Here is a 21,610-nt window from a genome sequence, read left to right on the forward strand (position 1 = left end):
TTTAAAAATGAGAGATATGTACGAAATAATGGACCGTTGGGGAGCTTGGGCGGGATCTGACAATAGTGGTGTTGACTGGCAACCCATTGCTGCTGGGTTTAAAGGTTTGCTCCCTCATGGAAAGAAAACACGTCAGCAATGCGATGATGATGAAGGTATCATGATCGACGGATGTGTAGCGCGATTGCGGAAATATAAGTCGGAAGAGTATGAGTTGATAATTGCTCATTTTGTAATAGGCATCTCATTAAGAACTATCGCGAAGAAATGGAAATGTTCTGATGGTACCATAAGAAAAGAGTTACATGACGCACTAGGTTTTATTTCGGGTGTGTTAGCAGTTTTAAATGAAGCCCGTTAGGGCTTCATTGAAAGTGAGTAAATGATGGCTTTTCCAAGTGCTTCAGCCATTTTGGGAGGCACGGCGTTTCCGATCTGTTTGGCTTTAGAAACCATTGATCCTGTAAAAATATAATCGAATGGGAATGTTTGTAATAACGCAGCTTCGCGAAGAGATATTGCTCGGTCTTGTTCAGGATGGCCGAAACGCCCGTTAGAATAGCTTATGCAACGGGTGGTTAAACCACTAGCTGGTTTATCCCAAGACAAACGCCCGTAAACATCAGTATGACCAGAATATTTTTTATGGCAATCTAAAATCAAATCCTCTGGCCAAGATTCACGTCCTTTGCCTTCAGGAGTTGCTTGTATCCGTTTTATATTAAGAGAAGATAGCTTGGCTGCAGTATGATCAACAACCTGTTTATGACTCTCACCGGCGGCAATGGGTGGTAGAGATCCTATCCAATCTCGTACAGTTGCGTATGGCGTTTTTATGCCATCATGGGTTTTAGCGGGTAGGGATATAGCAGTAAGTTTCGATGCCAGTAAAACAAAACGTTCACGTGTCTGTGGTACACCAAACCATAGCGCCGGAATTACACCATAATCGAAACTATAATCCAGGGACTTGAGACATTCTAAAAACTTCTGAAAGTTGCCATTATTTATGTCAACATTCTGAATGCCAGGAACATTTTCGATAAGCACAAAATCAGGCGCAAAGTATGAAACAAATCGAATGAATTCACTCAGAAGGTCTTTACGTGGGTCATCTTCATTTCGCGACTTATTTTGCTTAGAGAATGGTTGGCATGGCGCACATCCACAAAAAAGCGTATGGGCATTGCTCATTCGCGACTTAGAAACCAAATGTTCAATAGACTCGACATCGGTTTGCTTAATGTCCCCATGAATAAAATGCGCTAGTGGGTTGTTTTTTTTGAAGGTATTGGCCGAGTCGAGATCAATATCAAGCCCAAAGACGATTTCCATGCCAACTGTTTTCAGGCCAGCACTAGTACCACCGCAACCGGAGAAAAAATCATAAACGTGTATCTTTTTAGTCATATAAAACCTCACTCATGGCCTTATAGTATCACTATCTAAGAAGATTTGCAGCATCTCTCTAGTTTTTGTAAAAGCATCATGATTGTTAGGTATTTTATTTAACATTCTTATTTGAGTTTCGAAAATATTATCACCAGTAATGTTTTCCTCGCCCGTGTCGAGTTTGCAAATTTCCATGGTGATCTGCTTTGAGTCTATGATTTCATTCGGAATAGAGTCTTTGTAAGCTTTATAATCGCCATAAGTATTTTCAATAAGAAATATTTCGGGGGTTAATACGGGTAAAAAGGCAATTTTATCATGAATGAAATCTATGAACTCTCTTTGCATCTTGATTTTTTGTTTATTATTAGCAATCCCTTTGGAACCATCACAGTGAAATTTTATATCTTGATTGATAATGTTTTTGATAGTTTCCTGTAAATTTACATCTTCTTTCTCAGGAATTGAATTTGAAGTTGGAAATTCATCAGTTAGACATTGGTCACCGTCAAGAAGAAACATCACGTTTTTTACCTTAGCAATGCATAAAGGTAAAGCAATGTTTTGATATATGCTTCCGGCACCGCCGGGGCAATATTGTACATCAAATGAATTGAATAAACCATCACCACCTATTTTTAAGGCTTTTTCAACGAACTTTTTAGCTAAACGATCTTCAACAATAATTGTTTTCTTTTCAATGCGTTCGCCAAGAATGAAAAAAGACTCTTCTGGACTAACATTCTGAAGAACATCAACCTTGCCAAGTTTATCATTTAAACAAAATAATTTTATAGCTTCTTTGGGCAAGTCTTTAACAATTGATGAAGAATGTGTTGATATGACAATTTGATGTTTCTTCTTTAATGCTTGCTCACTTAAAAAACTCATTAAATTACGTTGCGCAGCGGGGTGAAGTGATACTTCAGGTTCGTCCAATAAAATCAATGAGGCTTTATTACAGTCGATTAGTTTATGTACCAAAATAGATACAGCGAATTCTCCACTTCCAGCAAATGCCTCAGAATATTTCAAATTCTCAGATTGGAGGATAATTGTTGGTGCTCTGTCATTGGTAAATAAAGAATGTTCTAATAGTCTGATGCTTTTATATTTCCTCCCAAGTATGTTGCCAATGATATCAACTTTAACCTTGTCTAGTAAAGTATTTACAAATAATTTGTCTTTTTTACCTTTGTGAGGTCTGTATGTTTTAAGGTCATTGTCAATAATATCCTTCAGCATCTGGCTACGTTTTCTTAGATAGTCCTTCTTTGGATATGTTTGAAAGTCAGCATGATAAAAAAATTTATCAAAGGCACTGATGGTAGCCCGGAAGTCTAAATATATAACATTCTTATCAATTGCTTTCCATCGTGTTTTCAACTGATTATGCGAGAGTATCTTCTCGGGCATAGGGGCCATGTCATCCGATCTTATAGGTCTGGATGGCTCCCAATAATCCGGGTCTTCTTCTTTAGAAATACGAGTTTTGATAACTTCTACGATTGATTTTGTTGGTGCATCAAAATATCCATAAATAAAACGCGAGCGTCCTTCGTCTTTAATTTCATCTACATCTGTTGAAAACCATAAGCTACCGAGTGAATAGTTGTTAGGCGAACCAAAAAGCGCTCTGAGAACGGAGCTTTTGTTTGTGCCATTTTGTCCCACGAAAGCTGTGATAGGGTAGTTAAAATCAACCTTGCATCCCTCGGCAAGATTTTTAAAAAAAGGAAAACGAATATGTCTGATGAAGGGTTCAATATCTGCTGACTTCATTACATTTCTAAGTCTTTGTATATATTCCATTTTGTTATCTTTCGAACATGATTTAGAAAACTATATATTACAAAAATGCTAACGCGTACGCAAAAACTATCGTAATCTGTTAAGAGTGGTCACTTCGACACACAACTTAGTCATCAAAACCTCGCCAAACGGTGGGGTTTTTGCATTTAGGGACCCGACTAAAACCTCTGGGGCTGACTTGTCATCTGAGCCGGAGGGCAGTCCTTTTCCTGGCACCCCGTTAACCCGAAAGTGAGGTCAATGAAAATGTCCTGCAACCTCAATAGCTGTCTTGAGCTGTCTTGAGCTGTCTTGAGCTGTTGGAGTTGCAGTTCAAGTAATATGGCGATTGACCACTGGGTAGATTTGCTACTTTCTGTGGTTAAGTCAGGTGGGGGTTACCAGCGGCAGATATATTTTTGGCATTGACGCTTCAAATGTTTGGAACATACATTATTGATGTGGTGAATCCCCCTGTGCGGAGGGGCGACCAGTCAGTTACAGAAACCTGTAAATGCAGCGCGGGCCATGCCGACTGGGGCATGCTCACCGGGAGGCACCCGGCACCACACTTCCACTAAACATATTTAAGATTTATGGCAGGTTTACTTTTGCGGTTGCCCTTCTATGTTTATAGAACGTAACGGCAAAAGTGAATGCTTCCTGGTAAATCGGTAGCTCGGACTATTAGGAGTGCCTTCGTTTCGTTACTACCTAGAATGCCTACTTTCTGCCCGCCTTCAGGCGGGCTTTTTTACGCCATCAATAGGGCACTTCAGAAAGAAAAGGTAAACATCATTTGAAGGCTGCGCTTTGCGTGGCCTTTCTTATTTCAGGCTCACGGGAACCATCATCGATACGGCTCGTTGTTAAATCAGCCCGATGAGCCTGACCCCTTCACGCACAAAGCGCCATCCGTAATCAACGGAGGTGAGGTTATGACCAGAATGAGCACCATATATAGCAGACTTTCATACGGCACCGGGACCGCACTGACGGGCTGCGGTGTTTCCACTAAGGCATATGCCGGGGCAGTCAAAACAGAGGTATGGATTATGGCCGACAAAATAGCGGGGCTGACCCTGAGTGACTGGGCGATCATTGTCGGTATTGCATGCACTGTCATTACCTGCGGGGTCAACTGGTATTACCGACGAAAGGAAAGGGAGGACAGATTGAATGGCTATGGCGTCAAAGTTGAGGAATAAGCTCAGCGTCACCATGCTGGCCCTCATTGCTGCTGGTGCAGCAGCTCCTACATTGATGGATCAGTTCCTTGATGAGAAAGAAGGAAACAGCCTTACAGCGTATCGCGATGGCAGTCAGGGGGTCTGGACAATTTGCCGCGGGGCCACCCGTATAGATGGTAAACCCGTCACTCAGGGTATGAAACTGACCCAGGCCAAATGCGATCAGGTAAACGCGATAGAGCGCGACAAAGCGTTGGCATGGGTGGATCGGAATATCCATGTCCCTTTGACCCCACCACAAAAAGTAGGCATTGCCTCGTTCTGTCCATACAACATCGGGCCCGGTAAATGCTTCCCGTCTACGTTCTATCAGCGGATTAACGCCGGTGATCGTAAAGGCGCATGTGAAGCGATTCGCTGGTGGATTAAAGACGGAGGGAAGGATTGCCGGGTGCGCTCTAATAACTGCTACGGGCAGGTAACACGCCGTGATCAGGAAAGTGCGCTGACTTGCTGGGGGATTGATCAGTGAGTGCAGCCTACTTAAAGCCAGCTATCGCCGTAATGATTATTGCTGGTGCCTTTGTTGCTGGTTTAGCCTGGAGCGATCGGGCATGGGAAAAGCGGTGGGCAGAACGTGATAGCGCCGAATCGTCCCAGGAAGTTAACGCGCAAACCGCCGCCCGGATGATTGAACAGGGGCGTTTAATCGCCCGCGATGAGGCCGTAAAAAATGCTCAAGCGCAAACAGCTGCAGCGCGTACTGCTGCCGCTAATCTCTCTGATACTGTTAGCCAGCTGCGGCAGCAGGCAAAAAAACTTGCCACCCGCCTGGACGCCGCAAGCCACACCGCAAGTCTCGCCGCTACCGTCAGAAGCAAAACAACCGGCGCCACCGCCGGAGTGCTCGCCGACATGCTTGGAAACCTTGCAGAAGAAGCTCGACGGTATGCTGCAATCGCTGACGAACGCTACACAGCAGGAATGACCTGTGAGCGGATTTACGAATCAGTAAGAACGTCTATCCCCAGCAAGGGATAAGATGGTGTTTATCCCTTTGTGGGGATATCGACTGTATAGCCTCGCATCTGCGGGGCTTTTTTATTCGCAAAAGGTAACGCGATGAAGAACTTAAAAATTGCATACGTAGACGAGAAGCTGGTGGCGATTGAGTGTGACGGATTGTCATGCTCATCGCTGCCCGTTTCAGAGTTTCCCATCGACAGTACCGCTTTAACTCTTCTCCCTCAACTCATGCTCGAGGATGTTTATGCCGCCACGAGCTAAACGACCTTGCCGGCACAGAGGATGCACGGCTGTGACCAATGATGTCGGAGGATACTGTGAGATCCACCGGCAGCAACACGCTGGTGATGGCTGGCGTAACTATCAGCCCGGAAAAACTCGGCAGGAACGTGGTTATGGTCGACCGTGGGAAATTAAACGGGCCCGTATCATGAAGAGGGATAAATACCTTTGTCAGAACTGCAGGCGAGACGGTATTGCCACGAAAGCCTCAAGTGTCGACCACATCATTCCTAAAGCTCATGGCGGTACCGATGATGACTTTAATCTGGAGTCATTGTGCTGGACCTGCCACAGCAAGAAAACAGCAACAGAGAGAACCCGATGAAGAGTTTCAAAATTGAATACGTTGATGGCGTTTTGACCGTTCTGGAGACGGATGGTCAGTCACGAATGAATGAAGCCGTACATGGCATCCATTTTGAGCATGTCCAGGGCGGCCGCCCACTGCTGAAACTGACGATTGCACATGATATTGCTCCGGCCCCTGTTTCATCACCTGCACTGGATCAGGAGCCTTTAGAGGGGGAGCTGGTGCAGGAACAACAGACAATGGTTCCCGGTGGTCGCCGTTCACGTCATCGTCGTGGAGGTAAGCAATGATGTATCAACGCACGGATCTGACGCTTTCCATGTTCTATGCATCCAGCGCTGATGCAGACGGGAACAAAGTGGCTACGTTGACGATGCAGGTCATCGCTGCAGAGGCTGGGGCCGTCCAGACCAGCCAACTGCGATGTATCACCGATAGCGCGAAGAAAAAAACGTATAGCGTAGGTGAACAATCTGTCAGTAATGGTTCCGATCCGTTGCTGGTCGCGATTGAGAATTACTGGCGTCAGAGTACGGATGTCGTCGTTAAAGGATTGATCGCCGAGGTGACCGACTTCATCGCAGGGAACATCAACTCAGTCAGCACCTGGATCGGTCAGTTTGGGATGAAGGTGTTCGAGAACCAGCCATTAGATGAACGGCTACCAGAAAGCGTACTGCAGGCCGATGGAGGCTCCGCTACCGCGACAGGATCCTGATCGCCGGTATAACAACTGGTGTTCATTGAACGTCTGAGATACGCCGGCCCACGCAGTGCGAACCGTATTCGCCGCCGGCGCAGCCAGAATGACGACCTCCACCTCGACAGAGGCAGCTGCAGCCAGGGGTAGGGGGGAGCAAATCCCTGACCCCTTTCGCGCTTCGGGACTGCCCGTTGAAGTCTATTTTTACACGCCAGAAATAAGAAACTTTTTTCCGGAAGGTTTCATCTATCAAAGGAACGTTTATGGCCGGAGGAATTCGATCGTCCGGTGGTGGCCGAAAACCCACTTTACCCACCGGGCAAAAAAGCAAATTAACACGTATTGCGCCTCCCGCTGAGTTAATGGGGGAGGCGGCAATAAGAATGTGGAAGACGCAAAGCAAAATACTCATCGACCGAGGGGTGTTTGAGCTGGAGGACGCACCTTTGTTGCTGGCTTACTGCAATGCTTTTCATCTGATGCTCGAAGCCGAAAAAATGCTGGCCAGCGGACTGACCTCAGAAAGTGAAATGGGGGGGCTGAAAAAACACCCTGCAGTTAATGTCCGGAATGACTCGGTTTCCCAGCTTGCCCGCCTGGGCTCTCTGTTGGGGTTAGATCCGCTCAGTCGTCTTCGCATGACCAGCGGACAAAAGGATCCGGACGATGACGGGAATGAATTCGATGAGTTTGACTGATGGCAACCTATCCGAACGTCAATGCAGCGAACCAGTATGCGCGGGATATCGTTGGCGGGAAGATTCTGGCGTGTCAGTTAACGATACTTGCCTGTCAGCGACATCTGGACGACCTCGAACGAGCAAAGGATCCCCACTGGCCCTACCGCTTCGATAAAAACAAAGCAGAACGATTTCTTCGTTTTGCCCAGAAAATGCCTCATACCTCAGGGGAATGGGCCCGGCGTAAACTCCGGATTGAATTTGAAGCCTGGCAGAAGTTCGCTCTTGGCGTACCGTTTGGATGGGTACACAAGAAGACAGGCCTGCGTCGTTTCTCTGAAATCTATATCGAGGTGCCCAGAAAGAACGGGAAATCCGCTATTGCCGCTACTGTAGGAAATTATATGTTTTGTGCAGATGGCGAGCATGGTGCAGAAGTCTATTGCGGCGCCACGACTGAAAAACAGGCATGGAAGGTATTTTCTCCGGCGCTGCAAATGGTGAAAAAGCTGCCGGCATTGCGGCAAAAATTCTCGATAAAACCCTGGGCAAAAAAAATGACGCGCCCTGACGGTTCGGTTTTTGCGCCTGTGATCGGTGACCCGGGGGATGGTGATTCGCCATCATGCGCCATCATTGATGAATATCACGAACATACTACTGATGCGCTTTACACCACCATGACCACCGGTATGGGGGCTCGTGAACAACCGATGACACTGATCATCACCACCGCCGGCTATGACATTACATCCCCTTGCTATGAAAAGCGTACTCAGGTTGTCGAGATCCTGCGGAGAACCCGTAATGGCGAGGAAAATGAAACCATATTTGGGCTGATTTATGGCCTTGATGATGATGATGACTGGACGACTCCTGAGGCATTAATCAAGGCAAACCCCAACTATGGCATTTCGGTAAAAGCAGATTTTCTCCGGGCGAAACAATTATTGGGTATGTCGACGCCCGGGCAGACAAACAAGATTCTGACCAAACATTTCAATCGCTGGGTAAGTGCAAAATCAGCTTATTACGACCTGAGAAAATGGATGGATGCGGCCGATAAAACCCTTAAGTTGTCAGATTTTGAAGGGGAGGAATGCTGGCTGGGTATCGATCTGGCCTCGAAAGTTGACCTCAATGCCGTGGTTCCGGTTTTTCGTCGTGAAATAGACGGAATAACACATTTTTACTGTGTTTCTCCTCTGTTCTGGGCACCGGAAGAAACCATTTACTCGCAGGAGACCGCGCTGAAGAGTACCGCAGAACGTTATCAGTCCTTTGTCCGGCAGGGGAAGTTGATCCCGACCGATGGCGGTGAAGTTGATTACAGACTGATATTTGAAACGATCCTGAAATTGCGGAATACCGTAAAAATTGCCCAATGCCCCATTGACCCTTATGGCGCGACTTCATTACGTCACATGCTCGAGGAAGAGGGGCTTGAGCCTGTCGAGATAAGACAAAATTTTACCCATATGAGTGATCCTATGAGAGAGATTGAGGCTGCGCTCATCTCGGGGAGATTCCATCATGACGGACACCCTGTCATGAACTGGTGTATTTCCAATATTGTCGGCCAGTATCTTCCCGGAAGTGACGATATTGTGCGTCCCGGGAAGGAAGGGCGGCAGAACAAGATAGATGGTGCGGTTGGTTTAATGATGGGGCTGGGGCGCGCCATGCTTAACAGTTCAGTGATGACATCCGTATATGATGAGGAAGATATAGCATGCTAATTTCAGTTCTGAGTTTTATTGTCGGCCTCACTGGTGCTGGATTGTTATCAGCAGGCGCCTGGCTTATTTCTCCATCAGTGGGATTGATAACAGGAGGGATTATTTGTCTGGGCTGGTCATATATGACAACCCGGGCCTTTTCCTCCGGCGTCAGCAATGGCGGAGGTGAATAATGTTCCTACCCCAGATGTTCAGGGGCCGACAATACTCGGGGAATAGCTTCTGGGAAGCCATGCTGGGCGGGGTTCGTTCAAGCCAGAGCAAAACTGGCATCATAATCACGCCAGAAACTGCTCTGGGACTTTCTGCGATCCGGGCCTGTGTCACCCTCCTGGCGGAGTCCGTCGCGCAGCTGCCGTGCGAACTTTACCGGCGGGATAATAATGGCGGGCGCCAGCGTGCGACGGATCACCCGGTTTATGACCTGATTCACTCCCAGCCTAACAGGAAAGACACCGCATTCGAGTATTTCGAGCAGCAGCAGGGGTTGCTGGGGCTGGAGGGAAATTGCTACTCGATCATCGAACGGGACGGAAAAGGCTACCCGAAAGAGCTGATCCCCATTAACCCGAAAAAGGTCATAGTGCTGAAAGGGCCGGACGGTATGCCGTATTACCAACTCCCGGAAGTCGGCGAAATTCTGCCGATGCGCATGATGCACCATGTGAAGGTCTTTTCTCTGGATGGCTATATCGGCAGTTCCCCCATTCAGACGAACGCCGATGTTCTGGGGCTAAATCTGGCGGTTGAGGAGCATGCGGCCGCGACATTCCGGCGCGGGACAACGATGAGCGGGGTGATAGAGCGTCCGAAAGAGGCCGCGACCATTAAAAGCCAGGATGCTATTGATCGCCTGCTGGCGAAATGGACCGAGCGCCATTCCGGTATTCACAATATGTTCTCTGTGGCATTGCTGCAGGAGGGCATGAGCTACAAACAACTGTCGCAGGATAACGAAAAGGCGCAGCTGCTACAGTCGCGGCAGTGGGGCGTGGAAGAGGTCTGCCGGCTCTATAAAATCCCGCCACATATGGTGCAGATGTTGGCGAAAGCGACCAACAACAACATTGAGCACCAGGGCCTGCAGTTCGTGATGTACACGCTGCTGGCATGGCTGAAACGCCATGAGGGTGCGCTGCAGCGCGATCTGCTTCTGCCCAGCGAACGCCGCGATTTGTACATCGAGTTCAACGTTTCCGGGCTGCTGCGAGGCGACCAGAAGTCACGCTATGAATCGTATGCGCTGGGCCGCCAGTGGGGATGGCTATCCACTAACGATATCCGGCGTATGGAGAATCTGCCGCCAATTGCCGGCGGGGACAAATACCTGACGCCGCTCAATATGGTCGACAGCGCGAAGATCCTTCCTGGCGATAAGTCGCCGACAGCAAAACAGCTGGCCGAAATCGAAACCCTTCTGGCCAGAGCCTGATTATTTCCCGCCGCGCGGGATGACCTGGAAGACAACATGACAACGAAATTAATTAACCTGCCGCACCTGGCAGATATGGTCTTTGGCGTGCCGCATTACGTGACGCGGCAAACAATGGACTCCGTGAAAGCGGTGCTCATCCCCCGTATTCAGGGGATCACCGAAGATGCCGCCATTCAGATGGCATTGAATCCGGGTAAATCACCTGCTGCTGAGCAGGTCCAGCCCACCGGCGGGGTGGCGGTGATCCCCGTTCACGGCATTCTCGTTCCACGCCGGGGGCAGATTACGGCGATGTGCTCCGAGCTGACCAGCTACGAGCGGATCCGCGGGCAGTTGCAGGCGGCGTTAAACGACCCCTCAATCAGCGAAATCGTTCTGGATATTAACTCCGGCGGCGGCGCAGCGGTGGGGTGCAAGGAGCTGGCCGATTACATTTATCAGTCTCGCGACACGAAACCCATCACGGCGATTGTGAACTACAGCGCGTATTCCGCCGCGTATTTCATCGCATCGGCCTGCAGCAAAATCATCGTCAGCCAGACCAGTGGCGTGGGGTCGATTGGTGTGATCATGGAGCACCTCGATACGTCGAAGATGGAAGAAAAAATGGGGCTGACGTTCACCACCATTTACCGGGGAGATAACAAAAATAACGGCACCCAACATGAACCACTGAGTGAAGAGTCGCTGGGTATGTTCCAGGGCATGATCGACGAAATGTACGAGACGTTTACGGGGTCGGTGGCCGAATATCGCGGCCTGAAGCAGCAGGCCATCATTGATACGCAGGCGGGGCTGTATTTTGGCCCTGGCGCTGTGTCAGCCGGCCTGGCGGATGAAGTCTCTGACCCCCAGACGGCGATCAATGCTATCGCGGCAAAGTATCAGCAACCCCGTCAAAAAACCTCCATTCAGATGCAGGCAGCCGCGATGGACCTACAAACCAAAATGTAACCCGGCGCAAACACAAACCGCGTCACCTTAAGCAGCCAGCAGGCTGCTTTTTTTATGTCTAAAAAGAGAGAAATAAAATGCCACATATTGAAGAATTGCGTCGTCAGCGTGCGGGTATCAACGAACAGGTTCAGGCCCTGGCAACCATTGACGCCAGCGGCGGCACGCTGACTGCGGAGCAGCTGACGGAGTTTGCGAACCTGCAGCAGCAGTTCACTGATATCAGCGCCAAAATTGAACGTCTGGAAGCCGCCGAACGTGCTGCGGCGCTGGTCGCAAAGCCAGTCAAGGCTACCCAGCAGGGGCCGGCTGTCATCGTCAAAGCTGAGCCGAAGCAATACACAGGCGCAGGTATGACACGCATGGTGATGTCGATTGCCGCAGCGAAGGGTGATCTGCGTGATGCAGCGGTCTTTGCCGCTGAAGAACTGAATGATCAGTCTGTGTCGATGGCCATTTCCACCGCTGCGGGTTCCGGTGGGGCGCTCATCCCGGAGAACATGCAAAACGAAGTCATCGAGCTGCTGAGCGACCGTACCATCGTCCGTAAGCTGGGCGCCCGCTCCATTCCGCTGCCTAACGGTAATCTGTCGTTACCGCGCTCGGCTGGCGGTGCAACAGCCAGCTACACCGGCGAAGGAAAGGATGCCAAATCGTCTGAATCAAAATTCGACGATGTAAAACTGAATGCCAAAACCATGATCGCACTGGTCCCGATGTCGAACCAGCTGATTGGCCGCGCCGGTTTTAACGTTGAGCAGCTGGTCCTGCAGGATATTCTGACCGCCATCTCTGTTCGTGAGGATAAAGCGTTTATGCGCGATGACGGTACCGGCGATACACCGATTGGTATGAAGGCGCGTGCGACACAGTGGAACCGCCTGCTGCCGTGGGAAGCGGGTTCCACGATCAACCTGAACACGGTCGATGAGTACCTGGACAAGATTATTTTGATGGCGATGGATGGCAACAGCCTGATGATCCGTTGTGGCTGGGGTATGTCGAACCGTACCTATATGAAGCTGTTTGGCCTGCGTGACGGCAACGGCAACAAAGTCTACCCGGAAATGGCGCAGGGGATGCTCAAGGGCTATCCGATTCAGCATACCAGCGCTATTCCGGTTAACCTGGGCGAAAGTGGCAAGGAATCGGAAATTTATTTCGCTGACTTTAATGATGTTGTTATCGGTGAAGATGGCGCCATGAAGGTCGATTTCTCCAGAGAAGCCACTTATCTGGATGCCGAAGGCAACACGGTTTCCGCGTTTGCGCGAAACCAGTCGCTGATCCGCGTCGTCCTCGAACACGATATCGGCTTCCGTCATCCGGAAGGGCTGGTGTTGGGTACCGGCGTCCTGTTCTAACCCACCCCTCTGTTAATAAAGCCCGCATATGCGGGCTTTTCCCTTTAAGGAGAATGTATGGCTGCGAAAAATAAAGCAGTGGAGCCGGAAGAAACGGCCGGACAGGACAACCATGCGACTGAGACCGCACAGGAAAACCATGCGAACGTCGTCGCACAGGCAGAACGTAAATCCGTTGTGTTCCTCGGTCCGCATAGCCGTTATTCCCGTGGTGATATCGCGTGGTTTGAAGGATCGCACGCCGAAGAGCTGGTTAAGCGCCGTATCGCGGTATGGCCGAAGGATGCCGAACGCGCGCTGAAACCGAAGCCGGGAGACAGCGATTTTGATACTGACATTGGATGATGTGAAAAACCAGCTACGCCTGGAACTGGATTTCACGGAGCATGACGCCATGCTCACGCAAATGGTGAACGCCGCGCAGCGGAGCATCGAGCGTGATTATTACTGCAAGCTGGTCACCAGTGATGAAGAGCTGCAGGCACTCCCGGAAACCGTCCGCGGATTTATCGCGGATGAAGATATCCGTCTGGCCATTCAGTTTCTGGTCAGCGATGCGTATCTGAATGGCCATACCGGACAGTGGCTGGAAACCGCTGCGGTGAGGCATCTTCTTTTCCCCCTGCAGGAGCATACGCTATGAGCCTGAAACCGGGTGATATGAACTGTCGCATTGCGATTAGCTACGTTCAGTCCGGTCGGGGGCCGCTGGGCGAACCGCTACCGGAAAAGCAGGTTGAATCGGGAAAAGCGTGGGCAAAACGGGAGCTGGTATCGGGGCGGAAAGTCCGCACGCTGGATCAGCAGCAGGTGGTGGAAACCTGCCTGTTTACGGTCTATCCGGGTGTGCTGGTTGATATCGACTGGAAAATCACGACGAAAAATCTGGTTTATACCGTCCGTAATATCGACCGCAAAACGGACCGGATCATTATCACGGGGGAGGCTGACGGTCGGCATGATAGAGCTGGCGATTAAGGGTGCGCTGGAGCGCATCACCGGCATGAATGCGCATCCGCTTTTACTGCCGGACACGGTCCAGGAAGGGGTGACATATCAGCGTATTTCGGATGCGCCGGTAGGGGCTGGCCTGGCCAGAACTGGGCTTTCCTCTGTCCGCATACAGGTGGCGATTTATCTGATCGATAACTACAGCCGCCTGCTGATGCTGGATAAGCAGATTTGGTCAGAATGGAAAGCCATTGTGCAAAGCCGTCTTGAGGATTGTCCGGTCAGTTACGTGACGCGCGGCAGTATCCAGCAGGACAAGATCACGCTGACCAGTGGTCGCATCCAGTACCGTCTGGTGCGCGACTTTATATTCACCACTCCGGAGTAACCCCATGCGCATTGAGATGAAATTCCCATCGGGGAAGGATTTTGAACGCCTGATTTTCGATATGGACAAGAAAGTCAGCACCAAGTTGTTGCGTGATGCCGGGCGCCGGGCGCTGGCCATCGTGCAGGAAGATATGCAGCAAAACGCCGGCTACGACGAGTTAAGCGGCGGGCCGCACATGCGCGACACGATCAAAATCCGTAGCTCAACCAGCGCAGCAAAGAGCGAGCGCTACGGGACTCTCATCACGTTTCGAGTCGGTCCCAGCAAAGCGCATCACATGAAAGCGCTGGCGCAGGAGTTCGGCACGGTGAAACAGGTGGCTAAGCCGTTTATTCGTCCGGCGCTGGATTACAACGTCGAAAAAGTGCTGTCGATACTGGCAGCTGAAATTCGCTATGGGCTGGAAGGCCGGTAGTCAAAAAGAGAGAGAAAAAAATGGGTGAAGACGTCATTAAAAGCCCCTCGGAATATGCAAGCATTCCGGCGGGAACCCGCACGTACTGGGGTATGAAAGGCACGCTGAAGACGGCCGCAAAGCTACTGCAAAGTACGATGGCCATCGGTGCCGTAGGCAAAAAGGGTACCTTCATGAAGGTGACACGCCTGATTGACCGTGATCCGAAATACATGGCCGATATGGGCGAGGGTGAGGATAAAACCCTGGTGTTTATTGCCGATCCGACGGATGCGAATCAGCAGGCGTTGCTGGAAGCGGCGGAGGCCAATAAGACCGTGGTGTTTTTCTTCGACTTCCCAAATGGGCGCTCGGCGGAAATGGAGCTGGTGCTATCCGGATGGGCGCAGCAGGCCGTTGACCAGCCTGATGGTAAAGTCCTGCAGGACGAGGTATACGGCAAGCAGAACGGCGGCGTGAAATGGACTACCACGAACGCCGCCAATAGTGGTAGTGAATAAAAGGAATAACGACTGTGAATTATCAAAACCTTCTCAACCCTATTATCAAAGCCCACCCGATTACGCTGCTTGGTCAGCAGATCTTTATTCGCCGTCTGACGCAGGAGGAACTATGGGATTATGAAGCCGATCTGCAGGCGCTGGAAAAGAGCGATGACAACGCTCGCCAGACCTCTATCCGTGGCATCACACTGTTTCTCTCTGCGCTGGTAAATGAGGACGGAAGCCGCCCGGCAGCGGATGAACTCCCGGCCGCAGAGGCTTTTCTGTCAGCCCATTCGGGAGCAGATCTGCTGGAGGCGGTCATTGCCGTACAGCGTCATGCTATCGGCACACTGGAAGATGCCAAAAAAAACTAACCGAATCACCCCAGCTGCGCACCCTGTTTACGCTGGCAGATCGCTGGGGTGAGCCGGACCCCACGAAACTGGCCGCCATGCCGGCGAACATCCTGACCTACTGGGAGGCGTACTTTGCGCTCCTTAAAGAAGAGGGAGAACCACCACTGGCGGCTCCACAGTCATCTACAGCACCCTCTGCCGTAGCCCGGGATGATGATTTTGAAAACTGCCTGAGGGTTCTTGGAAATGGCTGATGTAGCATCACTCGCTGTCGCGTTGCACCTCAACCGTGCGACGTTTAATTCGCAGTTCGCTGACGCAATGCGTCAGGCGGATGGCAACGCACAGCAGTTCAACAAAAAAGCACAGGCTGATGCGGCAAAAACTGAGGCTGCCTTTAAGGGGATCGGCGTAGGTGTAAAAGCCGCTGATGCTGAATTTTCCAGGCTGGATAAACGTATCGAAAAGCTGGGGTCACTACGGCTTACCGGGCTGGATGAGATGCGTAACGTACTGGCGAATCTGTCTGCCGGTAGTGGCGTTACCGGCAGCAGTTTCACCACTGCGGCGATCTCGGCGCTGACCGAAGGTATGAGTACTGCGCTGACCAGTAGCACCCAAAGTCTGGAGCTACAGCGACAGGCTCAGATTGCCGCATCGCAGGCGGCGGTAGATGGCGCGCAGGCGTCTATCAACAATGCCCGCACGCTGCGAGAAGAGGCACTGGCGCGGCAGAAAGCAGCCGTACAAACCATTCAGGCGGCGCAGGCGGAGCGCGAGAAGGCGTTTGCGCTGGATGAGTATTATGCCAAACAAGCAGAGGTGAATAAGCAGTATGGCATCACGGCCAGCTATGAAGCAGAGCACGCGAAAAATGCCCGCACCATCAGCGAGGCCAATATAGCTGAGGCACGCGGGAAAAAGAGCCTGGCAGAAGCCACAAAAGAGGTTCTGGCCGCAGATATCGCTGAGTCTGACGCCAAGCGTACCCTGACCACCTCAACGCGAACGCTGGCCACGGCCAGCCAGGAGCTGACGTTCCGGCAGCGCGCAGCGGCGGCGGCGGCGGGAACACTGCGTGGCGCCCTGGCGCTGGTCGGTGGCCCGGTCGGGATCGGTATCATGGCGATCGCCGGCGCGGTGACGATGCTCTATTCGTCGTTTTCAAAGTCTCAGGAAACTATCAGCGGCTACAGCAATGCGTTATTCAAATCAGGGCAGCAGTCGATTATGTCGGTTCAGTATCTCCAGAGCCTGCAGTCGCAGCTGGGAGATACTGACGGTGCCGTAAAAGCGATCACCGCGTCTGTTAATGCCGGATTCGGTGGTGAAATGCTGGACCGCGTTGCCGGACTTGGCGCCCGGATGGAAGAGCTGGGGCAGAGTTCGGGGGATCTGGTCTCGATGCTCACGAATCTGCAGGGCGATCCTGTCCAGGCGATGGAGAAGCTGAACGATCAGGGAATTCAGCTAAACGCGACGTTTATCGATCAGATAGTCACGCTGCAGCGTCAGGGCAGGGAAAGTGAGGCTACGGCGCTCCTGCAAAAGCAGGCGATGGCCGAGCTGGAAAAGCAGATAAAGGATCAGGAAGATAAGGTTGACGGGCTGAAAGGGGCCTGGAAATCGCTGAAGGATTATGTCAGCAGCGCGTTTAAAACAATGGGTGACGCCCAGATGGCCACAGCCCAGGCGCAGGCGTCAGCATTGGGAATAAACCTGACACCCAGCCCGGACCCGGCGATAAAACAGCGCGAAGAGGTGGAAAGGCTGCGGAAGGAGCAAGAGAAGCTGCGGAAAGATACAGCTGATCGCCTGAAGGCCGAAAATACCGTTCAAGGACTGATGGCTGCTGGCGTGACAAAAGAGAAGCAGCGCGCCGATGCACTGGCGGCTCTCAATCGCACTCTCAAGAAAGGAACGGAAGAGTACGCGCAGGCGTTACGCGGTATAGATAAATTGTACGGGGAGAAGCAGAAGAAACCGGCGGCGTACAAAGATGACCAGGCCACCCAGCGTCTGCAGAGTCTGCGCGAGCAGGAATCGGTTCTTCGTCAGCAAAACCAGCAGACCGTTAACCTGACCGGTTCAGAGCGAAAGCTGCTGCAGTTCAACCAGGAGATCGCCGATCTCAAGGCAAAAAAAATCCTGACCGCTGGGCAGCGCAGCATTCTCAATGCTGAGCAGGAGCTGCGCGCTCAGCTGAACATCAACGTACAGCTGGAGAAGGCGAACGTGCAGCGCCAGCTGTCGCTGAAAATGCAACAGGAGAATAATGAGCTGCACCGCTCAACCATTCAGCTACAGGCCGAGATGGATGCCAACGTGGCCAGGATGACGATGAGCAGCGCCGCCTATGACCAGATGGCGAAGGAACAGCAGATCAGGAGTAATTTTGCTAAGAAAAGAGCCGACCTTGAAAAATCATCGGCCAGTATGGGATCAGCGTTTTACAAATCACAATCGGACGTTTTAGATAAAGAAGAACAAAAGCAACTGAGCATCGTTCGCAATGGTGCCCGGGATAAAGCGCAGGTTGAGGGTTCCTGGACCGAGGGGTTACGCGCCGGGCTGCGTGAATGGGGCGCCGATGCAACCAACATTTATGCCCAGGTTCGTGACACCTCCGTCAATGCAATGGATGGCATGGCCAATTCTATCTGGCAAATGGCGTCGCGGGGGAAATCGTCATTCAAGGAGATGGCGCTGTCTATCATTGACGATATTGGGCAGATGATAACAAAAATGCTCTTTTTTCAGTCTATCCGATCTGCAGGCTCAGCTATGTCGGGGTCCGGGATTGGCATCCTCGCGGATTTTGGCGGGTTTCTGTCTGGGTTCTCCGGCGGCGGGTATACCGGTGATGGCGGGAAGTATGAGGTTGCCGGGCCAGTCCACCGTGGTGAGTGGGTTGTGCCGCAGGAGGTGGTTAAAAGGCCAGGCATGCTCAGCTTTCTGAACCAGTTAACTTACGGCAGTGGCTACGCCAACGGAGGGCTGGCTGGCGCGCCGAGCGGGCCGCTTCCAATGAGTGGTGAGAGCCAGCGCGCAGCAGGTGGGATAACGGTTAATATCCCGTTACAGGTGGTCAATAGTAACGGTAATCCGGATCAGTCCGGGAAGCGGTCAGAGAGTGGTATCGCTCAGATGAAGCAACAGATCGTTCAGATAGTTTTGAGCACCCTGGATAAGGAAATGGGTAACGGTGGGATGATCGATGTAAAACTGAGGAGCATGCGCTAATGGCCGCACTGGAAACGTTCGACTGGTCGCCGCTGAATGGTCCCACTGCGGATATTAAATATGCGACGCGGTCCGTGAAATATGGTGATGGTTATGAGCAGGTCACTGGTGATGGTATTAATCCTGAATCGCAATCATGGCCACTGACATTCACCGACTACAGGGAGGAGGTCATGCCGATCCTGCAGTTTTTGCGCCGTCATGGCGAAACACGTGCATTCATATGGGTTAATCCGCTGGGCGAGCGGGGGCTATACCGTGCGACACAGATAAAGCCTCAACTGCTTGATTTTGCGCGCATGACCGTTACTGTTACGTTTGTGACGGCATACAGAGCCGCACCGATATAATGGAGAATGATAATGCAAAAAATGGTACTGGCGCTGGCAAGCATCGCCGTTCTTTTTTCCGGTACAGCGGCAGCACGTGAGCTAACGGCGTCGGAAAAAAAAGTCATCGAAGAGTCTGCGAAGCAGAAGCTGAAAGATCCGGATAGCGCCAAAATTTATTGGCAGCCAGATATGGGTGGGGATATTTACTGTGCTCAGATAAATGCCAAAAACTCTTATAGTGGCTATGCAGGAAAAGCGCTCTTACTGGTTGGCCCGAGGAGAAACAACTCTGGGATAATAATTAGCGCGGACACCATTATCCATAGTGATGATATGGAAAGAATGATGATGCCAATTTGCACTGATGCCGGCTACCACTTTCCCCGTTAACCTCCCGTGCCGTCCGGCACCCACACCATCAATTTAACCCCGCTTAGCGGGGTTTTTTATTATTGGGGCTTCGGTCCCGCAGCGAGGACATTATGGGCATTGCAGCCGACGATCAAAAACTGGAACCCGGTAACGTCATCACTCTGTTCGAAGTGGATGGCACCACTTTTGGTGCAGACGTACTGTATTTTCACAACCACGCTATCCCGTATACCGAAGAAGAAATTATCGCCGCTGGCAGCGATGCGGAAAAGCTGACGGGCAAACCGATTTACTGGCAGGGCGTGAAATATACGCTCTGGCCATGTGAGATCGAGGACGTTGAGTCCAACGGTGAAGGTTCGCCAGCTTCCCCCAAGCTGTCCATTGCGAACCTGGATGGCTCAATCAGTGCGTTATGCCACATGTTCCAGGATATGAAGCAGGCGAAGGTAACGGTTCACCGCACGTATGCGCACTATCTCGATGCCAGGAACTTCCCTGACGGCAACCCACAGGCTGACCCGACAGCAGAGCAGATTGATGTATTTTACATTGACAGTAAATCCAGCGATGACGATGAACAGGTCCAGTTCAAGCTTAGCTCGCCGGTGGATGTTACCGGACAGAAGTTGCCTGCACGCCAGATGACCAACCGTTGTGCCTGGTGCATGCAGGGCCAGTACCGTGGTGCTGACTGTGGCTATACCGGCACGCGTTATTACGACAAATTCGGCAATCCCGTAGACAACCCGGCACTGGACGTCTGCCCGGGAACGGTCGCGGGCTGTAAGTTACGTTTTGGTGATGATGCCATGCTGCCGTTTGGCGGATTCCCGGCTATTGGTCTGCTGAGGATGTAGTCATGCTGAGCCAGAGACTGAAAACCGCTATTGAGGCGCACGCCGCTGATGTTTACCCGAACGAATGCTGTGGCCTGATTACCCGGGTCGGGCGGCAGCGCCGATATATTCGCTGCGAAAACAGTCATGAAATGCCGACGGAGCATTTTCGGATCGCCGCCGGTGACTGGATTGCCGCAGAGGATGCCGGCGACGTGCTGGCCGTGGTGCATTCGCATCCGGATGCCGGTCCGCACGCATCCGCCGAGGACCTGCAGGGCTGCCAGAAAACAGGCCTGCCGTGGATCATTATTAGCTGGCCAGGTGGCGACTACACCGTCACGACGCCGGATGATTCCCCGCCTCTTCTGAACCGTCCGTTTATCCACGGTAGCTGGGATTGCTACGGACTGGTCCGCGACTGGTATATGCAGGAGCGAGGTATCGAACTGCCTGATTTTCCCAGAGAGGACAACTGGTGGACCCGGGGGGAAAACCTGTATGTGCGGCACTATGCGGAGGCCGGGTTTTATTCTCACGCCAGCGAGCTGCAGGCAGGCGATGTGATTCTGATGCAGTACAGAGCGGACGAAATCAACCACGCCGGCATTTACCTGGGCAACGGAAAAATGTTGCACCACATGTATGGCCAGCTGAGTGGTGAGGTTCCATACGGTGGGATCTGGCGGGAGCGAACCATGCTGACGCTGAGGCATAAAAATGACGACTAATACGATAGAGAAAATGGTTCTGGTTCGCCTGTACGGCAAGCTGGGCAAGCTGTTCGGCCGGGAGCATCGCCTGTCGGTATCTTCTGTACGGGAGGCTATCCGCGCGCTGTGCATCATGGTTCCAGGACTGGAACGATGGCTGGAGACCAGCGAGGGACGTGGAGTCACGTACATGGTCTTTAACGGTGAAAAAAACCTGAGCCAGGATGACCTGTTTCTGAATGGTGTGCATGACGTAATCAAAATTGCGCCTGTGATTATTGGCAGTAAAAAAGCAGGGGTGTTCCAGACCATTTTTGGTGCCGTACTCGTTGCCGTTGGTATGGTGCTGAGTTTTACCCCTGCCGCCGCTGCCTCGCCGTTCCTCTACAAAATGGGGGCGGCGATGATGCTGGGCGGCGTTGTACAAATGCTGGCGCCCAGCGGTACCCAGGGTATGACAACGGATCGGGATACGAAAAAATCGTACTCATTTGGTGCGCCTGCTAATCAGGTCGCTGCCGGCAACGGTGTACCGATCTTGTATGGCCTGCGTGAAATAGGCGGCGTGATTATCAGTGGCGGTATTTATACCGAAGAACAGCAATAAAAAAAAACATTTTACCCTTCCCGCCACGGCGGGATTTTTT

29 protein-coding genes are annotated in these 21,610 nt (G+C 51.5%); 27 read left to right on the forward strand and 2 right to left on the reverse strand.

Going from position 1 to position 21,610, the window contains the following annotated elements:
• The first annotated feature begins 7 nt into the window (after positions 1-7).
• Complete coding sequence (locus SPE70_RS09435; protein ID WP_032444805.1) at positions 8-361, forward strand: antiterminator Q family protein; 354 nt, start codon at positions 8-10, stop codon at positions 359-361.
• Here the strand turns inward: SPE70_RS09435 and SPE70_RS09440 are convergent.
• Positions 358-1,410: a DNA cytosine methyltransferase gene (locus tag SPE70_RS09440; RefSeq protein ID WP_072031996.1), complete on the reverse strand. Its 1,053-nt coding sequence runs from the start codon at positions 1,408-1,410 to the stop codon at positions 358-360. The two genes, SPE70_RS09435 and SPE70_RS09440, sit on opposite strands and share 4 nt — an antisense overlap.
• A gap of 12 nt (positions 1,411-1,422) precedes the next feature.
• Entirely contained in the window at positions 1,423-3,204 is a 1,782-nt protein-coding gene (locus tag SPE70_RS09445) for an ATP-dependent nuclease (RefSeq protein WP_032418041.1), read from the reverse strand.
• A 917-nt stretch (positions 3,205-4,121) separates the two neighbouring features.
• Between SPE70_RS09445 and SPE70_RS09450 the strand changes: the two genes are divergently transcribed.
• From SPE70_RS09450 to SPE70_RS09575, 26 genes are all read left to right on the forward strand, one after another.
• Positions 4,122-4,391 (forward strand): phage holin, encoded by a 270-nt coding sequence (locus tag SPE70_RS09450; protein WP_110212819.1) that lies wholly within the window; start codon positions 4,122-4,124, stop codon positions 4,389-4,391.
• The gene (locus SPE70_RS09455) at positions 4,369-4,905 is read left to right on the forward strand and encodes a lysozyme (RefSeq protein WP_110212818.1); all 537 of its coding nucleotides are present in this window, start codon (positions 4,369-4,371) and stop codon (positions 4,903-4,905) included. Before SPE70_RS09450 ends, SPE70_RS09455 begins: the two co-directional genes overlap by 23 nt.
• A 32-nt stretch (positions 4,906-4,937) precedes the next feature.
• Entirely contained in the window at positions 4,938-5,414 is a 477-nt protein-coding gene (locus tag SPE70_RS09460; RefSeq protein ID WP_048330562.1) for a DUF2514 domain-containing protein, read from the forward strand.
• An 81-nt stretch (positions 5,415-5,495) separates the two neighbouring features.
• Positions 5,496-5,660, forward strand: a complete 165-nt coding sequence (locus SPE70_RS09465; RefSeq protein WP_023297385.1) for a hypothetical protein — start codon at positions 5,496-5,498, stop codon at positions 5,658-5,660.
• Positions 5,644-6,006, forward strand: coding sequence for an HNH endonuclease (locus tag SPE70_RS09470; protein WP_032737090.1), 363 nt, complete (start codon positions 5,644-5,646; stop codon positions 6,004-6,006). Before SPE70_RS09465 ends, SPE70_RS09470 begins: the two co-directional genes overlap by 17 nt.
• Positions 5,958-6,281, forward strand: coding sequence for a hypothetical protein (locus SPE70_RS09475; protein ID WP_023297386.1), 324 nt, complete (start codon positions 5,958-5,960; stop codon positions 6,279-6,281). Before SPE70_RS09470 ends, SPE70_RS09475 begins: the two co-directional genes overlap by 49 nt.
• Positions 6,278-6,709, forward strand: coding sequence for a hypothetical protein (locus SPE70_RS09480; protein WP_023289184.1), 432 nt, complete (start codon positions 6,278-6,280; stop codon positions 6,707-6,709). The genes SPE70_RS09475 and SPE70_RS09480 overlap by 4 nt, the downstream gene beginning before the upstream one ends.
• A gap of 248 nt (positions 6,710-6,957) precedes the next feature.
• Positions 6,958-7,392 (forward strand): phage terminase small subunit P27 family, encoded by a 435-nt coding sequence (locus tag SPE70_RS09485; RefSeq protein ID WP_012542168.1) that lies wholly within the window; start codon positions 6,958-6,960, stop codon positions 7,390-7,392.
• A complete protein-coding gene (locus SPE70_RS09490; RefSeq protein WP_225371446.1) occupies positions 7,392-9,113 on the forward strand; it encodes a terminase large subunit in 1,722 nt (573 codons plus the stop codon). Before SPE70_RS09485 ends, SPE70_RS09490 begins: the two co-directional genes overlap by 1 nt.
• Positions 9,107-9,286 (forward strand): hypothetical protein, encoded by a 180-nt coding sequence (locus SPE70_RS09495; RefSeq protein ID WP_020318187.1) that lies wholly within the window; start codon positions 9,107-9,109, stop codon positions 9,284-9,286. Before SPE70_RS09490 ends, SPE70_RS09495 begins: the two co-directional genes overlap by 7 nt.
• A complete protein-coding gene (locus SPE70_RS09500; protein WP_047666384.1) occupies positions 9,286-10,545 on the forward strand; it encodes a phage portal protein in 1,260 nt (419 codons plus the stop codon). The genes SPE70_RS09495 and SPE70_RS09500 overlap by 1 nt, the downstream gene beginning before the upstream one ends.
• A gap of 36 nt (positions 10,546-10,581) precedes the next feature.
• Positions 10,582-11,502, forward strand: a complete 921-nt coding sequence (locus SPE70_RS09505) for a S49 family peptidase (protein WP_108450533.1) — start codon at positions 10,582-10,584, stop codon at positions 11,500-11,502.
• A 77-nt stretch (positions 11,503-11,579) separates the two neighbouring features.
• Positions 11,580-12,866 carry a phage major capsid protein gene (locus tag SPE70_RS09510; RefSeq protein WP_023339900.1) on the forward strand — a complete coding sequence of 429 codons (1,287 nt, stop codon included), beginning with the start codon at positions 11,580-11,582 and terminating at the stop codon, positions 12,864-12,866.
• A 57-nt stretch (positions 12,867-12,923) separates the two neighbouring features.
• Positions 12,924-13,211 carry a hypothetical protein gene (locus SPE70_RS09515; RefSeq protein WP_048964994.1) on the forward strand — a complete coding sequence of 96 codons (288 nt, stop codon included), beginning with the start codon at positions 12,924-12,926 and terminating at the stop codon, positions 13,209-13,211.
• The gene (locus tag SPE70_RS09520) at positions 13,192-13,509 is read left to right on the forward strand and encodes a head-tail connector protein (RefSeq protein ID WP_023339902.1); all 318 of its coding nucleotides are present in this window, start codon (positions 13,192-13,194) and stop codon (positions 13,507-13,509) included. The genes SPE70_RS09515 and SPE70_RS09520 overlap by 20 nt, the downstream gene beginning before the upstream one ends.
• On the forward strand, positions 13,506-13,844 hold the full coding sequence (locus tag SPE70_RS09525; RefSeq protein WP_014228910.1) for a phage head completion protein: 339 nt from the start codon (positions 13,506-13,508) through the stop codon (positions 13,842-13,844). The genes SPE70_RS09520 and SPE70_RS09525 overlap by 4 nt, the downstream gene beginning before the upstream one ends.
• A complete protein-coding gene (locus tag SPE70_RS09530; protein WP_048964996.1) occupies positions 13,825-14,205 on the forward strand; it encodes a hypothetical protein in 381 nt (126 codons plus the stop codon). Before SPE70_RS09525 ends, SPE70_RS09530 begins: the two co-directional genes overlap by 20 nt.
• Positions 14,206-14,209: 4 nt before the next feature.
• Positions 14,210-14,623 carry an HK97-gp10 family putative phage morphogenesis protein gene (locus SPE70_RS09535; RefSeq protein ID WP_176713423.1) on the forward strand — a complete coding sequence of 138 codons (414 nt, stop codon included), beginning with the start codon at positions 14,210-14,212 and terminating at the stop codon, positions 14,621-14,623.
• 20 nt (positions 14,624-14,643) lie between these two features.
• Positions 14,644-15,123, forward strand: a complete 480-nt coding sequence (locus SPE70_RS09540; RefSeq protein WP_048964997.1) for a hypothetical protein — start codon at positions 14,644-14,646, stop codon at positions 15,121-15,123.
• A 14-nt stretch (positions 15,124-15,137) separates the two neighbouring features.
• Positions 15,138-15,482 carry a hypothetical protein gene (locus SPE70_RS09545; protein WP_016160678.1) on the forward strand — a complete coding sequence of 115 codons (345 nt, stop codon included), beginning with the start codon at positions 15,138-15,140 and terminating at the stop codon, positions 15,480-15,482.
• A gap of 228 nt (positions 15,483-15,710) precedes the next feature.
• Complete coding sequence (locus SPE70_RS09550; RefSeq protein ID WP_110212774.1) at positions 15,711-18,707, forward strand: phage tail tape measure protein; 2,997 nt, start codon at positions 15,711-15,713, stop codon at positions 18,705-18,707.
• Positions 18,707-19,057 (forward strand): phage tail protein, encoded by a 351-nt coding sequence (locus tag SPE70_RS09555; protein ID WP_044650396.1) that lies wholly within the window; start codon positions 18,707-18,709, stop codon positions 19,055-19,057. The genes SPE70_RS09550 and SPE70_RS09555 overlap by 1 nt, the downstream gene beginning before the upstream one ends.
• Positions 19,058-19,069: 12 nt before the next feature.
• Complete coding sequence (locus SPE70_RS09560; protein WP_064184437.1) at positions 19,070-19,429, forward strand: hypothetical protein; 360 nt, start codon at positions 19,070-19,072, stop codon at positions 19,427-19,429.
• A 92-nt stretch (positions 19,430-19,521) separates the two neighbouring features.
• Positions 19,522-20,271 (forward strand): phage minor tail protein L, encoded by a 750-nt coding sequence (locus tag SPE70_RS09565; RefSeq protein ID WP_012542162.1) that lies wholly within the window; start codon positions 19,522-19,524, stop codon positions 20,269-20,271.
• A 2-nt stretch (positions 20,272-20,273) separates the two neighbouring features.
• Positions 20,274-20,981, forward strand: a complete 708-nt coding sequence (locus tag SPE70_RS09570) for a C40 family peptidase (RefSeq protein WP_012542161.1) — start codon at positions 20,274-20,276, stop codon at positions 20,979-20,981.
• Positions 20,971-21,570 carry a tail assembly protein gene (locus SPE70_RS09575; protein WP_016160684.1) on the forward strand — a complete coding sequence of 200 codons (600 nt, stop codon included), beginning with the start codon at positions 20,971-20,973 and terminating at the stop codon, positions 21,568-21,570. The genes SPE70_RS09570 and SPE70_RS09575 overlap by 11 nt, the downstream gene beginning before the upstream one ends.
• The last annotated feature ends 40 nt before the right edge of the window (positions 21,571-21,610 follow it).

The sequence above is a fragment of the Klebsiella sp. ZJOU C1 genome, assembly GCF_035620215.1.
Taxonomy (GTDB): domain Bacteria; phylum Pseudomonadota; class Gammaproteobacteria; order Enterobacterales; family Enterobacteriaceae; genus Klebsiella; species Klebsiella variicola.